Origin of the sequence: Haloferax sp. Atlit-6N, assembly GCF_003383195.1 — an archaeon.
Lineage (GTDB): Archaea > Halobacteriota > Halobacteria > Halobacteriales > Haloferacaceae > Haloferax > Haloferax gibbonsii.
Map to the genome: position 1 here is coordinate 1,648,680 of NZ_QEQJ01000001.1, position 13,919 is coordinate 1,662,598.

The following is a 13,919-nucleotide window of genomic DNA, read 5'->3' on the forward strand; positions in this document are numbered from 1 at the left end:
CGCGGGTCGGTCGGTTCTGCGGTCCCGTTCCGCGTCAGGGTGCGACGCCGACAGTCAGGAGCGTGCCGAACGTCCGGTAGCGCTCGACCATCGCCTCGCGGGTCTCCCAGTCGTCGGTCGGGAACTCGGCGGCCGCCGGGATGTCGATGTCGAGGTCGGCGATGGAGTCCTGTTCGGCGACGTGGAGGCCGGCGTCGCGGAACGCCTCGCGGTACTCGGCGTGGGACCACCGGGTCATGTCGATGGAGATGAGGTCCTGCCACTCGTGGGAGTGGACGTTCTCTTCGTAGTAATTGACCGCGCAGTAGAACGTCCCGCCGGGCCTGAGGATACGGGCGATTTCTTCGAGGGTGTGGTGCGGGTCGGCGGCGTAGTAGAACGCCTCCATCGACCAGACGTGGTCGACGCTGTCGTCGTCGAACGGGAGGTCGTCGAAGTCGCCGACGAGAAACGAGAGGTCGTCGGTGTCGGTGTACTCGCGGGCGTTCTGGACCATCTCGGGCGAGCCGTCGAGGCCGAACCCGCGGCCGATGCCCTTCGTGTCGCGAAGCGCGCGCAGGGCGTAGCCGCTCCCAGTCCCGAGGTCGACGACGGTGTCGCCTTCCTCGACCGGCATCCGTGCGAGCGCGTGCTTCGCGGTGTGCCAGTGTCGGTCCTCCATGCCCTTGTCGCGGCCGTCGGCCGCCCAGGCGTCGAACTCGTCGCGGACGCTCATACCGGAGCCTCGCGCGCCGGGGTGAAAATGCGTTCGAACTGGTCCCGCGGGGGCGGCGAATCCGGCGGCGAATCGGCCGCGTCTCCCGTCGCGCCTTTTAATTACCGGCGTCCCGACGACCGGTGTATGGTCGGAGTCCGCCGCCGGTTCGCGCTCGCCGACACCGCTCAGCAGGTCGTCGGCGGGTTCCTCCTCGCGGGGCCGTTCGTCGTCACCGAGGAGGTGTGGGTGCTCGCGCGGAGCATGTCGTTCGCGCAGGCGATTCTCACCCTCTTTATCGTGCTCGCGGTCGGCTACGGCGCGCTCTACAAGGCCGACGACCGCGACCCCGACCGCGAGCGCGAGGTCGGCGGGATTCCCGTCCGGTTCATCTCGCTCATCACTGTCTCGTACCTCTCCGTGTTCATCCTCGCGCTCGCGTTCGACGCGCCGGGGACGTTCCTCTCGGACGTGTCGGGGGAGGTCCTCGTCACCGTGCTGGGGTACGACCTCGACCTCGCGGTGCTCCGCATCACGCTCAAGGCGACGAGCGTCGGCGCGGTGTTCAGCGTCATCGGCGCCGCCACGGCCGACTCGCTGTTCTGACGCCGCCGGCGCGAGGGGAGTGAACACGCACCACGGCTCGGGGACGCCGCGGCCCGAGCGGCATGAAGGATTAAGTCGGCAGGGTAACTGCTTGGGGTATGGATTACGAGCTCGCCATCGAAGACGCGCCCGAGACGATTCCGGGCGGCACAGGTATCTTGCTCCTTCATCCGAGCATCGGCGAGACCGACCGCATCGACACGGACTTCTTCAAAGTCGACACCGACCGCTTCCTCGTCATCTCGACGCGGACCACCGCGCGGGAGGTCGAACAGAAGTTGGAGCACTACGAGGTCGACGAGTCCAGCGCCACCATCCTCGACACGCTCTCTATCGAGCGCGGCTACTCCCGACGCAGTTCGGACAACATCTACTACGTCGCGGCCCCCGACGACCTCGACGCTATCGTCGAGAAGACCCGGCAGTTCCTCGAACGCCACGACGGAAAGCTCCGGCTCAGCGTCGATTCGGTCACGGAGATGGCGTACTACGCCGACGAGGACCGCGCCTTCGAAGCGACGAAGCAGATTCTCGAACTCCTCGACGAGTTCGACGCGGTGGGGCTGTTCCACCTCTCGAAGGAAGTCCACGACCAGGAGACGCTCGACCGCTTCCGCGAACTGTTCGACGGCGTCGTCGACCTCGAAGAGGACGGCACCGTCACGACCGAGTTCTGAGGCGGCACGCGACGCGAGCGGCTACGTCGAATCGGCGGCGTCGTCACCCGAGTCGTCGGCGGTCGGGTCGTCGTCATCGACCGAGTCCGCGTCGTCGTCCGCCGCGAGTTGCGCGAACGTCTTTTCGGCCCACTTGACCGCGTAGCTCGGCCCGTGGTCGCGGTACGCCGCGGTGTCAAGCGCCGAAAACGGCGCGGGGAGGTCGCGGCCGTGTTTGACGGCCGAACACGCGAACTCGGTCGCCTCGGCGAAGGAGAGTCTGCCGAGCGCGACGAGCCGCGGGAGGTTCGCAAGTCGGTCGTCGAGTCGGCCGCCGGCGTCGACCCACGCCTCGTGGAGGCGGTCGTGGTCTCCCTCCCACGACGCGAACGCCTCGCGGGTGTGGAGGCCGACCCAGCCCTCGTAGAGCGCGGCGGCGACCTGATACGTCTCGCTCGGGCCGAGCGGCGTCGCCGCCGCGAGGTCGCGGTACCGCTCGCCGAAGAAGGGCAGGAAGTGCTCCGGAATCTCGTCGTTTCCGGCCTGCACGAACGCCTCGGCGATGAGGAAGTCCAGAAAGTCGTCCGGCGTCCCCTTCGCGCGGTACTTCACCAGCACGACCGGCGGGTCGGTCTGTCGGGACCACGTCACGGTGCCGTCGCCGGGCATCCCGATGGTGAAGTCGGACGAGGCGTAGCGCCGGAGCTGTTGGGGCGAGTCGTCTGGTAGCCACTCCGCGGGGTACGCCGCCGGGGAGAGCGACTCGACCACCAGCCCGAGGTTCTCCGCGGCCTCCGGGGGAATGGTGTCGAAGTCGCCGGCCACGTCCAAGACGAGCGCGCCGGGGGCGTACTCGTCGCGGACCGATTCGAGGTCCGACGGCAGGGTGCGCGTCTCGAACATCCGCTCAGGCGATGCTCATCCCGACGAACACGACGGCCAGCAGGGCCGACACGCCGACGGTACCGAGCACGATTTTCGTCGCTTGGCTCATAGTGGCACGATTAGGGGCCCGCCGCTTAACCTTTACACTCTATCGTCGGCCGAATCTCCAGTCGAAACGGAGGGGTTCGGGGACGCGCCCCACGGTCGTCGGTCACACGGTTCGGTCGCGTCGCGGACGCGAGAGAAAACGGTAGACTCGTCGGCGTCGCGGTCAGGGAACGAGCTGTTCGCCGTCGTCGTCGAGGATGCGGATGGCCTCGACGGGGCAGACGCGGGCGGCGAACTTCGCGTCGAACTCGGCGTCCTCCGGAATCTCGCGGACGAAGACGCCGTCGTCGGTCTCCTCGCCGTCGACGAGGTCGGCCTTGCCGTCGTCGACGTTCTTCTCGAAGCCCTCCCACTCGTCGACACACTGGAACATGCCGATGCAGGTGTCGCGGTCGTACTCGACTCTCATGCGCCATCGTACCGCCGGGCCGTACAAAGCCCTGCCGACGCGGGGACGTGGGTCGGCGTCGCCTCGCGTCGCGGTCGTGCGACCGACGCCGCGGGCGGCGACGCGTCCGCGCCCGAACCGACCCGATGGCTTAAACCGGGGGACGGTCCAAGGGAGATGCAATGCGAACTGCGGACCTGACGGGCCTGCCGACGGGGATTCCCGAGGCCCTCCGCGACGAGGGTATCGAGGAGCTGTACCCGCCGCAGGCCGAGGCCGTCGAGGCCGGCCTGACGGACGGCGAGAGCCTCGTGGCCGCCGTCCCGACGGCGAGCGGGAAGACGCTCATCGCCGAGCTGGCGATGCTGTCGAGCGTCGCGCGCGGCGGGAAGGCGCTGTACATCGTCCCGCTCCGGGCGCTCGCCTCCGAGAAGAAAGCCGAGTTCGAGCGCTGGGAGGAGTACGGCATCGACGTGGGCGTCTCGACCGGCAACTACGAGTCCGACGGCGAGTGGCTCTCCTCGCGCGACATCATCGTCGCCACCTCCGAGAAGGTCGACTCGCTCGTCCGGAACAACGCGGCGTGGATGGACCAACTCACCTGCGTCGTCGCCGACGAGGTCCACCTCGTCGACGACAGACACCGCGGGCCGACGCTGGAGGTCACGCTGGCGAAGCTCCGCCGGCTCAACCCGAACCTGCAGGTCGTCGCGCTCTCGGCGACCGTCGGCAACGCGGGCGTCGTCGCCGACTGGCTCGACGCGGAGCTCGTCAAGTCCGACTGGCGACCCATCGACCTCAAGATGGGCGTCCACTACGGCAACGCCGTCTCCTTCGCCGACGGGAGCCAACGCGAGGTGCCGGTCGGCCGCGGGGAACGACAGACGCCCGCGCTCGTCGCCGACGCGTTGGAGGGCGACGGCGACGGCGACCAGGGCTCCTCGCTCGTCTTCGTGAACTCGCGGCGCAACGCCGAGTCCGCGGCCCGCCGCATGGCCGACGTGACGGAGCGGTACATCACCGGGGACGAGCGCGGTGACCTCGCGGAACTCGCCGCCGAGATACGCGACGTCTCCGACACCGAGACCTCCGAGGACCTCGCCGCGGCGGTCGCCAAGGGCGCGGCGTTCCACCACGCGGGGCTCGCCGCGGAGCACCGAACCCTCGTCGAGGACGCCTTCCGCGACCGACTCATCAAGTGCATCTGCGCCACGCCGACGCTCGCCGCCGGCGTCAACACCCCGAGTCGCCGCGTCGTCGTCCGCGACTGGCAGCGCTACGACGGCGACTACGGCGGGATGAAGCCGCTCGACGTGCTCGAAGTCCACCAGATGATGGGTCGCGCCGGTCGGCCTGGCCTCGACCCCTACGGCGAGGCGGTGCTGCTCGCGAAGGACGCCGACGCCCGCGACGAACTGTTCGAGCGGTACATCTGGGCCGACGCCGAGGACGTGCGGTCGAAGCTCGCGGCCGAGCCCGCGCTGCGGACGCACCTGCTCGCCACCGTCGCCTCCGGCTTCGCCCACACCCGCGAGGGATTGCTCGAATTCCTCGACCAGACGCTGTATGCGACCCAGACCGACGACCCCGAGCGACTCGGGCAGGTGACAGACCGCGTGCTCGACTACCTCGAAGTGAACGGGTTCGTCGAGTTCGAAGGAGAGACGATACGGGCGACGCCCGTCGGCCACACCGTCTCGCGGCTCTACCTCGACCCGATGAGCGCCGCCGAAATCATCGACGGCCTCGAGTGGGCGGCGGACCACCGAACCGAGAAGCTCCGGGCGCTCGCGGGCGAGGCGCCCGAGAAGCCGAAGCGAGCGCGGAGCGAATCCGACGACGAACCCGGCGGCTTCCAGCGGGCCAGCGAGATGGTCGCGGCAGAGAGCGGCGACGCGGGAGACGGAACGGGGGCGGACGACGGCGACGACAGCGACGACGCCAACGAGTTCGAGGCGGACCGGACGTATCCGACGCCGCTCGGCCTCTACCACCTCGTCTGCCGGACGCCGGACATGTATCAGCTCTACCTGAAGTCCGGCGACCGCGAGACCTACACCGAACTGTGCTACGAGCGCGAACCGGAGTTCCTCGGGCGCGTCCCCTCTGAGTACGAGGACGTGGCGTTCGAAGACTGGCTGTCGGCGCTGAAGACCGCGAAGCTCCTCGAAGACTGGGTCGGTGAGGTCGACGAGGACCGCATCACCGAGCGCTACGGCGTCGGCCCCGGCGACATCCGCGGGAAGGTCGAGACGGCCGAGTGGCTCCTCGGCGCGGCCGAGCGACTCGCCTCCGAACTCGACCTCGATTCCGTGTACGCGGTCCGCGAGGCGAAAAAGCGCGTCGAGTACGGCGTCCGCGAGGAGCTGCTCGACCTCGCCGGCGTCCGCGGCGTCGGCCGAAAGCGCGCCCGACGGCTGTTCGAAGCCGGCGTCGAGAGTCGGGCCGACCTCCGCGAGACCGAGAAATCGCGCATCCTCGCCGCGCTCCGGGGTCGCAGGAAGACCGCGGAGAACATCCTCGAAGCCGCGGGTCGGAAGGACCCCTCGATGGACGAGGTGGACGAGGACGACGCGCCGGAAGACGCCGTTCCCGACGACGCCGGCTTCGAGACGGCCAAAGAGCGCGCCGACCAGCAGGCCAGTCTGGGTGATTTCGAATGAGGCTCGTCGAAGCCGAGGCGACCGTCTCGGACCTCGATTCGTTCATCGCGGTCGTCGGCGACGTGGCCGACGAGACGGGCGCGACGGTGCAGGCGTTCGACGCCCGGTACGTCGTGGACCGCGAGCACCTCGAACGGGCGACCGAACTCGCCGACCGGGCCATCGGCCGCGGCAACGAAATCGCCCGCGACCGGGCCGTCGAAATCCTCCTCTACGCCAGCGGCCGCCGGCAGATTAACCGCGCGTTCGAAATCGGCGTCTCGGAGGGGACGCTCCCCGTCGTGATTCTCGTCGACGGCGGCGACGAAGAAGACGCCGAGGCCGCGCTGTTCGACCGACTCGACCTCGAACCCGCGGAGACCCTCGGCGACTACGACGAAGCGCTCGTCCGCGAGGTGTTCGACGTGGGCGAGACGGAATTGCGCGTCGCCGACGGCGACCTCCCCGCACTGGTCAAAGAGCGAGTCGCGCTGCTCGCGGTCGAACGCTAAGCGGTTTTCGCGGCCCGTACCCTCCGTATTCGGACGGTCTGAGAATACGTCAGCAAACACTCCACTCGAAACACACCCCTTGGGTTTCTGAAACCTACCCCTTCGTTTCAACTGGAGAACAGGGGACGGCGCGGCCTCATCGAGAGTAGAATGCTGAGAAGTAGTCCCACCAGGATTCGAACCTGGGTCGTTGCCCCCAGAAGGCAACAGGATTGGCCACTACCCCATGGGACTTCGCATCAGTTCGTACTTCGCGGGTATTTGTAAACGTTGCGTGTCGATTCCGCCGTGCGATTTTATGGCACGGTAACGGACGGACGTGCATAAACCGCCAACTATTTGCCCCTATTCTATCCACTCTCGTGTATGTACGTCGGACGTTTCGTCGTCGTTGGCCCCGGAATCGGTGCGTATCGCGTCTCCTCTCGGTCCTTCCCGAACCGACAGGTCGTCGACCGGGACGGAGCCCTGACCGTCGGGCCGACGCCCGACGCTCCCGAGACCGATAACCCCTACATCGCCTACAACTGCGTCCGCGAGGGCGGCGACTACGTCGTCGTCGGCAACGGTTCGCAGGTCGACCCCATCGCGGAGAAACTCGACCTCGGCTACCCGCCGCGCGACGCCCTCGCCGAGATTCTGCTCGCGCTCGACTACGAGAAAGACGACTACGACACGCCCCGAATCGCGGGCGTCGTCGGCGACGACGAGGCGTTCATCGGCATCGTCCGAAAGGACGCGCTCGTCGTGGAGGCCGTCTCCGAACCCACGCTCGTGGCGACCTACGAGGAAGACGACCCGCGCGCGTTCGACCTCGACGCGGAGACCGCGGCCGACGCGGCCCGCGAACTCTACGACCACGAGTTCGAACACGCCGTCTGCGCCGCCGCCGCGACCGTCGACGACTCGGTCGAGACCGCCTTCCACAACGGCGAGTAACGCAACTGTCGGCGTCCCGCCGCGGGCGAGCGCTCGACCGCGACCGGCCCGGAACTTTTCAGCCGCGCACCCGTACACCGAGCCATGCGTCTGGGCGTCATCTCGGACGTGCACGGGAACCTCCCGGCACTCGACGCGGTGCTCGAATCGATGCCGCCGGTCGACCGACTGGTCTGCGCCGGCGACGTGGTCGGCTACAACCCGTGGCCCGAGGAGTGCGTGTCCGAACTCGCCGAACGGGACGTGCCGACGGTCTCGGGGAACCACGACCGCGCGGTCACGTCGGGGACCGGCTTCCGCTTCAACAGCATGGCGGCCGCGGGCGTCGACTACGCCCGCGACGCGCTCTCCCCGGCGTCGATGGAGTGGCTATCCTCACTTCCGAAAACCCGACACGTCGCCGACGGCCGGGTCAAACTCGCTCACGGCCACCCCGACCACCCCGACCGCTACACCTACCCCGACGACTTCGCGCCGTCGCTCCTCGACGGCGAGGACCTGCTGGTGTTGGGTCACACCCACGTGCAGGGCCACCGAATCTACGACGACGGAATCGTCCTGAACCCCGGAAGCGTCGGCCAGCCCCGCGACGGCGACCCGCGGGCGGCCTACGCGGTCGCCGACCTCGACGCGATGGAAATCGAGGCGGAGCGCGTCAACTACGACATCGACCGCGTCGCCGAGCGCGTGCGCGAGGTCGGCCTGCCGGAGCGACTGGCGAGTCGGCTGTACGAGGGAAAATAGGGAAAATAGGGAAAATAGGGAAAATAGGGACGAAATCGAGTAGGCGTCCTGAAGCCGTCAGTTCGACACCGGTTCGAGCCGCGCCGAGAAGTGCCGAAGCTCCTTCATCGGCGGCTCCTCGACGATTTCGAGACCGCCGTAGTCGCCGGCGGAGTCCATCACCTTCGCGGCCGTCTCGGCGACGTGTTCGAGGTGTTCGCGGCTGTAAGTGCGCCGCGGGAGTGCGAGGCGCACGAGGTCCGGGCGGTCGGTGCCGGGGAACGCGAAGCCACCGAGTTCGACGCCGCGGACGCCGCCTTCGAGATAGAGCGCGCAGACGAGTTCCTGTCCGGGGAACTCGTCTTTCGGGATGTGCGGGAACACCTCGCCGGCGTCGAGATAGACCGCGTGGCCGCCGGTCGGCTGGTAGACGGGGACGCCCGCCTCGACGAGGAGGTCGCCCAGTTCGGCCACCTGCTCGACGCGGTCAGACACGTACGGCGGCGTGACGGCCTCGCGGAGGCCGACGGCCATCGCCTCGATGTCGCGGCCCGAGAGGCCGCCGTAGGTGGGAAAGCCCTCGTAGAGGATGGCGCGCTGCTTCGCGTGTTCGAACACCGTCTCGTCGCGCATCGCGGCGAAGCCGCCGATGTTGACGAGCGCGTCCTTCTTGCCGGACATCGTAATCGCGTCGGCGTGTTCGAACTGCGCGCGGGCGATTTCGGCGACCGAGCGGTTCTCGTAGCCCGCCTCGTGGGTCTTGATGAAGTGGGCGTTCTCGGCGAACCGGCAGGCGTCGATGACGAACATGGCGTCGATGTCGCGTGCGAACTCGGCGGTGGCGCGGATGTTCGCCATCGAGACCGGCTGGCCGGCGACGGAGTTGTTCGTGATGGTGAGGACGACGACGGGAATCGCGTCGGCGCCGACCTCCTCGACGAGCGCGTAGCCCGCGTCGATGTCGAAGTTACCCTTGAACGACTCCGTGGAGTTCGGGTCGCGGGCGGCGGGCGACGGACAGTCGACCGGCTCCGCGCCCTGATTGACGATGTGGGCCCGGGTCGTATCGAAGTGCGAGTTGTTCGGCACCACGTCGCCGTCCTCCAGGAGGACGCCGTAGAGGACGTTCTCCGCGCCGCGGCCCTGATGGGTCGGCACGACGTGCTCGAAGCCCATCACGTCGCGGACCGACTCCGCGAGTCGGGCGAACGACTCGCTGCCCGCGTAGGCCTCGTCGCCGCGAATCATCGCCGCCCACTGCTCTGCGGACATGGTGCCCGTCCCCGAGTCGGTCAAGAGGTCGATGTACACGTCGCGGGCGTCGAGGTTGAACGCGTTGTAGCCGGCCCGTTCGAGGGCGGCCTCGCGCTCCTCGCGCGAGGGGAGTTCGATGGGCTCGACCATCTTCGCCTTGTACGATTTCATGCCCGCAATAGACCCGCGAGCGTGAAGTAATCGGCAGGCGGAAAATCGAGGGACGACGACCGATTTTCTGCGCTCGTGGACGGGAATGTGCATCGGTGTCGCCGGCTGTTCCGCTATCGCCACGAACCGCCCACGCCGACCGTCGGATACTGCCGACTGTTCGGCGTCGCTGGCGGAAACGACTGCGTGAAAACGGAATCGAGCCGAGGAGCGGGCTCAGAACTTGTCTTGGATGATGCCGAGCGTCTCCTCGCGGTCGTCCCACGCCACGAAGATTGCGACGGAGGTCGCGGAGGTGATGGCGTCGTGGATGTTGATGCCGGCGTCGGACAGCGGCTGAACGATGTCGAGGATGACGCCGGGGCGGTTCGGGAGTTCGCCGCCGGTGACGCGGACGACGGCGATGTCGTCTTCGACGGTGACCGAAGACAGCGCGTCGTCGGCGACGACGCGGTCGTGGAGGACGGCCTCGGCCCGGTCGGAGTCGTCTTCGAGGACGTAGAACGTGATAGAGTCCATCCCGGAGGCGACCGAGTCGACGTTGATGTCCTCTTCTCGGAGGGCTGCCGAGAGGTCCGCGAGGATTCCCGGCCGGTTGCGAATCGCTCGCCCGGCGACGGTGAGACACGCGAGGGGCTCTTCCTGCATGTCGATGAGGTTGTGGAACTCGCCTTCGATGAGCGTCCCGCCGGTGAGCAGGTCGCCGTGCTGGTAGTGGACGACCCGAACGTCGAGCGCCGCGTCCTTGTACGAGAGCGCGGACGGCGCGACGACTTCTGCCCCGCGGAACGAGAGGTTCCGGAGCTCGTCGACGGTGATGCGGCCGACGTTGCGCGCGCCTTCGACGACGCGCGGGTCGCCGGTCATGACGCCCTCCACGTCGGTCACGATGACGACCTCGTCGGCGTCCATGTAGTTGCCGAGCATCACGGCGGAGGTGTCGGAGCCGCCGCGGCCGAGCGTCGTGATTTCGCCGTCGTGGTTCTGCGCGAGGAAGCCGGTGATGACCGGGACGACGCCGTCGAGTTCGGCGGCGAGCTTCGCGGCCCGCTCTCGGGTCGCCTCGACGTCGACCTCGCCGAGGTCGTTCGTGATGACCGGCCACTCGTCGGTGCCGGGTTCGACGAACAGGGCGTTGACGCCGCGGGCGGCGAGCGCCGCCTTGAGCATGCGCACGCTGGTCCGCTCGCCCATCGAGACGATTTCGGCTCGGTCGCGGTCGTCGGCCTCGAACTTGATTTCGTCGAGGAGGTCGTCGGTCGTCGAGCCCATCGCGGAGGCGACGACGGCGATTTCGTGGCCGTGTTCGACGGCCGCGGCGATGGAGTCCGCGGCGCGGTTGATTCGGTCGCCGCTACCGAGCGAGGTGCCGCCGAACTTCGCGACTACGCGCATCGTCCCTCCGGTGCGTCGCGTCGCTTCGGGGCTTCGTTGGTAAACATGCGAGGGGCTAACGCGGGGGGACGTATAACTATGTCCTCCGGTTCAACCGTTGCCGTCACCCGCGAATCCGGCGACGAGACGGCTCGTACCGCCGCCTCGCGTGCGGAGATTTATCACCGAAGGCGCGGTACGTTCGGGCATGGATGTCAGAGACGCCGTGGACACCGACGCCGAGGCGCTCGCCGCCGTCGCGGACGCGCCGATACGGGCGATGCGGCGGCTGATACGCGACCGGACGGTCCGTCTCGCCACCGCCGACACGGGCTCCGACCCGAACGCCGACGCGCCGGCCGACGACGAACCGGTGCTCGGGTTCGTCGGCTTCGACGTCCGCGACGGCGTCCTCCACGTCACCCGACTCGGCGGGACCGAGCCGGCGGTGCGACGGCTGCTCGAAGAGCCGCTCCGCTTCGCCAGCGCCGAGAGCCTGCCGGTCGAGGTGCTCGTCCTCGAATCCGAGCGGCCGCTGTGTGACGCGGTCGAGCACGCCGGGTTCGACCGGGTGGGTCACGGCCCCCGGTTCGAGGGTGCGCCGACCGTCCGGTACGTCCTCGACGAGACGGGGTAATCCAGCCCGCGGGTCGCGGCCGCCCAGTTCGCTCCCGTCGCGCGCAACGAGGGCGCGGTCGGCGAGAACCGACGGAGGGCATACATACCTCCCTCTCGTTTGGTGGCCCATGACCGACCGACACGGAAACCAACCGCCGGAAGTGAGACGACCGTGACCGCGGTCGAGGAACTGTTCGTCTCGCTCGCGGGGTCGAACCCCGTGATGCAGGGCCTCCTCGGGGGCATCGTCATCGCCGGCATGAACATGCTGGGCGCGCTTCTCATTCTCGTCTGGCGCGACCCCTCGAAGCGCTCGCTCGACACGCTTCTCGGCTTCGCCGCCGGCGTCATGCTCGCCGCGAGTTTCACGAGCCTCATCCTCCCCGGCATCGAGGCGGCGGGCGGGAGTCCGATTCCCGTCCTCGTCGGCTTCGTCATCGGCGTCGTCGTCCTCGACCAAGCGGACCTGTGGATTCCGCACGTCCACATCCTCGTGACCGGCAAGACCCGGACGGACGCCCCTGAGACGGAAACGAAGATGGCCTCGGTTATCCTGTTTATCGTCGCCATCACCATCCACAACATGCCCGAGGGCCTCGCCGTCGGGGTCGGCTTCGGCTCCGGCGACCTCGGGACGGCAATCCCGCTGATGCTCGCCATCGGCATCCAGAACATCCCCGAGGGACTGGCGGTCTCCATCGCCGCCGTCAACGCCGGCCTCCGGAACACGACCTACGCGACGTTCGCGGGCATCCGCGCCGGCCTCGTGGAGATTCCGCTCTCCGTCTTCGGCGCGTGGGCCATCCAGTACGCCTCGGCGCTGCTCCCCTACGCGATGGGCTTCGCCGCCGGCGCGATGCTGTTCGTCATCTCCGACGAAATCGTCCCCGAGACGCACTCGAACGGCCACGAGCGCGTGGCGACCTTCGGGACGATGGTCGGCGTCGTCGTGATGCTCTACCTCGACGTGACGCTCGGGTAGTCGAGTCGGCGTCGCGGTGTCCGAAACAGGAAACGCCGAGAAACGTCGCAAAGGCGGGAGTTCGAGTGGAAGCGAAGGGGTTCGGTCGTCGGTCCGTCGGCAGAAAACCCGCGTCGAGCGCGCGTCAGTCGTCGGCGACCGGCGAGTCCGACGGAACCTCGTGGTCCGAGAGCCCGGCAGTCGGCGCGAGGAACTTCGCCGGGTCGAAGGCGTCGAGGCCGTCGCCGGCGGCCACGCGCGCCGGCCAGTCCGGATTGGCCAGCGCGCTCGTCCCCAGCGTGAACAGGTCCGCGCCGGCGTCGACGGCGGCCCGCGCCGCGTCGGGGTCGCCGAGACCGCCGTTGGCGATGACGACCGTGTCGTCCGCGACGTGTTCGGCGGCCGCCTCCGCGAGCGAGGGACCGTCCGCGCCGAAGGTCGGGCTCGTCGCGTCGGTCTCGGTCGTGTGGACGTAGTCGGCTCCGGCGGCCGAGAGCGCCTCGAAGAAGACCGCGGCCGCGTCCTCGCCCTCGGGCCACTCGTAGTCGCCGTCGGTCACTTTCTCCTGCGAGACGCGGACGCCGACGACGAACTCCTCGGGGACAGCGTCGGCGACCGCAGAAAGGACCTCGGCGGGGAACTTGACGCGAGACTCGGGCCCGCCGCCGTACTCGTCGTCGCGCTGGTTCGCGTCCGCCGCGAGGAACTCGTTGAGCAGATAGCCGTTCGCGCCGTGGAGTTCCACGCCGTCGAAGCCGGCTTCGACCGCGTTCCTCGCCGCCTGTACGAAGCCCTCACGAGCGGTTTCGAGGTCCGCCTCGTCGGCCGCCTTCGGGACGGCGAACTCGCCGCTTCCGCCGTAGGCCTCCGCCTTCTGGCCGTCGGGCTGGACCGCGGAGGGCGCGAGCGTCCGGTCGCCGTCGAGGTGCGGGTTCCCCTGCGACTGCGCCCCGGCGTGCATCAACTGCGCGAAAATCGGCGTGTCGACCTCGTGGACGGCGTCCGTGACGTTCGTCCACGCCTCGACGTGGTCGTCGGTGACGAGCCCCGGCTGGTTCAGATAGCCCTGGCTGTACGCGTCGTCCGTGTAGACGCCCTCGGTGACGAGGAATCCGAACCCGCCGTCGGCGAACTTCCGGTAGTAGTGGGCCATCTCGTTCGTCGCCAACCCCTCGTCGGTGGCGCTGATACGCGTCATCGGTGCCAACCCGGCCCGGTTAGCGAGCGACAGGTCGTTCAGGCTCGTCGCGTCGAACAGCGCGTCGTCAGTCATCACCGGTTCTGCGCGCGTCGCGGATAAAAACCGACGGCGGAATGGTCCCGACCCCCGCACATCCGGCGTGCTATCAGGGCGCACGAAGGGCGGGAAACGAGTCGACGGCACAGGA

General features: G+C 68.5%; 14 protein-coding genes and 1 tRNA gene. 8 read left to right on the plus strand and 7 right to left on the minus strand.

From position 1 onward, the window contains the following. Positions 1 to 34 precede the first annotated feature (34 nt). Positions 35 to 715, minus strand: coding sequence for a class I SAM-dependent methyltransferase (locus tag DEQ92_RS08605; RefSeq protein ID WP_004974023.1), 681 nt, complete (start codon positions 713 to 715; stop codon positions 35 to 37). Between the two features lie 126 nt (positions 716 to 841). Here DEQ92_RS08605 and DEQ92_RS08610 point away from each other — a divergent pair, with 126 nt between their 5' ends. Both DEQ92_RS08610 and DEQ92_RS08615 read left to right on the plus strand, forming a co-directional pair. Next, positions 842 to 1,300 carry a DUF2391 family protein gene (locus DEQ92_RS08610; RefSeq protein WP_004974024.1) on the plus strand — a complete coding sequence of 153 codons (459 nt, stop codon included), beginning with the start codon at positions 842 to 844 and terminating at the stop codon, positions 1,298 to 1,300. Between the two features lie 98 nt (positions 1,301 to 1,398). Then, on the plus strand, positions 1,399 to 1,977 hold the full coding sequence (locus tag DEQ92_RS08615; protein WP_050458408.1) for an ATPase involved in flagella biogenesis: 579 nt from the start codon (positions 1,399 to 1,401) through the stop codon (positions 1,975 to 1,977). Between the two features lie 21 nt (positions 1,978 to 1,998). Here DEQ92_RS08615 and DEQ92_RS08620 read toward each other — a convergent pair whose 3' ends face one another. Further along, positions 1,999 to 2,859 (minus strand): hypothetical protein, encoded by an 861-nt coding sequence (locus DEQ92_RS08620; protein ID WP_115804356.1) that lies wholly within the window; start codon positions 2,857 to 2,859, stop codon positions 1,999 to 2,001. Positions 2,860 to 3,112: 253 nt separating this feature from the next. Then, positions 3,113 to 3,358 carry a ferredoxin gene (locus tag DEQ92_RS08625; RefSeq protein ID WP_004974040.1) on the minus strand — a complete coding sequence of 82 codons (246 nt, stop codon included), beginning with the start codon at positions 3,356 to 3,358 and terminating at the stop codon, positions 3,113 to 3,115. A gap of 161 nt (positions 3,359 to 3,519) precedes the next feature. On the opposite strand from DEQ92_RS08625, the gene DEQ92_RS08630 reads away from it, so the two are divergent. Together DEQ92_RS08630 and cgi121 are read left to right on the plus strand one after the other, a co-directional pair. Continuing rightward, positions 3,520 to 6,000, plus strand: a complete 2,481-nt coding sequence (locus DEQ92_RS08630; protein WP_115804355.1) for an ATP-dependent DNA helicase — start codon at positions 3,520 to 3,522, stop codon at positions 5,998 to 6,000. Then, positions 5,997 to 6,491, plus strand: a complete 495-nt coding sequence (gene cgi121, locus DEQ92_RS08635; RefSeq protein ID WP_004974044.1) for a KEOPS complex subunit Cgi121 — start codon at positions 5,997 to 5,999, stop codon at positions 6,489 to 6,491. The genes DEQ92_RS08630 and cgi121 overlap by 4 nt, the downstream gene beginning before the upstream one ends. A gap of 161 nt (positions 6,492 to 6,652) precedes the next feature. On the opposite strand, the gene DEQ92_RS08640 is transcribed toward cgi121, so the two are convergent. Continuing rightward, positions 6,653 to 6,725 (minus strand) — tRNA-Gln (locus tag DEQ92_RS08640). Between the two features lie 132 nt (positions 6,726 to 6,857). On the opposite strand from DEQ92_RS08640, the gene DEQ92_RS08645 reads away from it, so the two are divergent. Next, on the plus strand, positions 6,858 to 7,430 hold the full coding sequence (locus DEQ92_RS08645) for an IMP cyclohydrolase (RefSeq protein ID WP_115804354.1): 573 nt from the start codon (positions 6,858 to 6,860) through the stop codon (positions 7,428 to 7,430). An 84-nt stretch (positions 7,431 to 7,514) separates the two neighbouring features. Continuing rightward, positions 7,515 to 8,174 (plus strand): metallophosphoesterase, encoded by a 660-nt coding sequence (locus DEQ92_RS08650; protein ID WP_050458403.1) that lies wholly within the window; start codon positions 7,515 to 7,517, stop codon positions 8,172 to 8,174. Between the two features lie 57 nt (positions 8,175 to 8,231). Here DEQ92_RS08650 and DEQ92_RS08655 read toward each other — a convergent pair whose 3' ends face one another. Further along, complete coding sequence (locus tag DEQ92_RS08655) at positions 8,232 to 9,578, minus strand: tryptophanase (protein ID WP_115804353.1); 1,347 nt, start codon at positions 9,576 to 9,578, stop codon at positions 8,232 to 8,234. A 216-nt stretch (positions 9,579 to 9,794) separates the two neighbouring features. After that, on the minus strand, positions 9,795 to 10,973 hold the full coding sequence (locus DEQ92_RS08660) for an aspartate kinase (RefSeq protein WP_004974053.1): 1,179 nt from the start codon (positions 10,971 to 10,973) through the stop codon (positions 9,795 to 9,797). Between the two features lie 187 nt (positions 10,974 to 11,160). Between DEQ92_RS08660 and DEQ92_RS08665 the strand changes: the two genes are divergently transcribed. Both DEQ92_RS08665 and DEQ92_RS08670 read left to right on the plus strand, forming a co-directional pair. Continuing rightward, the gene (locus DEQ92_RS08665) at positions 11,161 to 11,589 is read left to right on the plus strand and encodes a hypothetical protein (protein WP_004974055.1); all 429 of its coding nucleotides are present in this window, start codon (positions 11,161 to 11,163) and stop codon (positions 11,587 to 11,589) included. Between the two features lie 153 nt (positions 11,590 to 11,742). Further along, the gene (locus DEQ92_RS08670; RefSeq protein ID WP_115804352.1) at positions 11,743 to 12,552 is read left to right on the plus strand and encodes a ZIP family metal transporter; all 810 of its coding nucleotides are present in this window, start codon (positions 11,743 to 11,745) and stop codon (positions 12,550 to 12,552) included. A gap of 124 nt (positions 12,553 to 12,676) precedes the next feature. Here the strand turns inward: DEQ92_RS08670 and DEQ92_RS08675 are convergent, their stop codons facing one another. Further along, the gene (locus tag DEQ92_RS08675; RefSeq protein ID WP_115804351.1) at positions 12,677 to 13,804 is read right to left on the minus strand and encodes an NADH:flavin oxidoreductase; all 1,128 of its coding nucleotides are present in this window, start codon (positions 13,802 to 13,804) and stop codon (positions 12,677 to 12,679) included. Positions 13,805 to 13,919: the final 115 nt, after the last annotated feature.

Excerpts from the sequence above, each read along its gene's own strand:
- DEQ92_RS08605 (WP_004974023.1), bottom strand. The coding sequence starts at position 715 with ATGAGCGTCCGCGACGAGTTCGACGCCTGGGCGGCCGACGGCCGCGAC.
- DEQ92_RS08615 (WP_050458408.1), top strand. The coding sequence starts at position 1,399 with ATGGATTACGAGCTCGCCATCGAAGACGCGCCCGAGACGATTCCGGGC.
- DEQ92_RS08620 (WP_115804356.1), bottom strand. The coding sequence starts at position 2,859 with ATGTTCGAGACGCGCACCCTGCCGTCGGACCTCGAATCGGTCCGCGAC.
- DEQ92_RS08625 (WP_004974040.1), bottom strand. The coding sequence starts at position 3,358 with ATGAGAGTCGAGTACGACCGCGACACCTGCATCGGCATGTTCCAGTGT.
- DEQ92_RS08645 (WP_115804354.1), top strand. The coding sequence starts at position 6,858 with ATGTACGTCGGACGTTTCGTCGTCGTTGGCCCCGGAATCGGTGCGTAT.
- DEQ92_RS08665 (WP_004974055.1), top strand. The coding sequence starts at position 11,161 with ATGGATGTCAGAGACGCCGTGGACACCGACGCCGAGGCGCTCGCCGCC.
- DEQ92_RS08650 (WP_050458403.1), top strand. The coding sequence starts at position 7,515 with ATGCGTCTGGGCGTCATCTCGGACGTGCACGGGAACCTCCCGGCACTC.
- DEQ92_RS08630 (WP_115804355.1), top strand. The coding sequence starts at position 3,520 with ATGCGAACTGCGGACCTGACGGGCCTGCCGACGGGGATTCCCGAGGCC.
- cgi121 (WP_004974044.1), top strand. The coding sequence starts at position 5,997 with ATGAGGCTCGTCGAAGCCGAGGCGACCGTCTCGGACCTCGATTCGTTC.
- DEQ92_RS08660 (WP_004974053.1), bottom strand. The coding sequence starts at position 10,973 with ATGCGCGTAGTCGCGAAGTTCGGCGGCACCTCGCTCGGTAGCGGCGAC.
- DEQ92_RS08655 (WP_115804353.1), bottom strand. The coding sequence starts at position 9,578 with ATGAAATCGTACAAGGCGAAGATGGTCGAGCCCATCGAACTCCCCTCG.
- DEQ92_RS08675 (WP_115804351.1), bottom strand. The coding sequence starts at position 13,804 with ATGACTGACGACGCGCTGTTCGACGCGACGAGCCTGAACGACCTGTCG.
- DEQ92_RS08610 (WP_004974024.1), top strand. The coding sequence starts at position 842 with ATGGTCGGAGTCCGCCGCCGGTTCGCGCTCGCCGACACCGCTCAGCAG.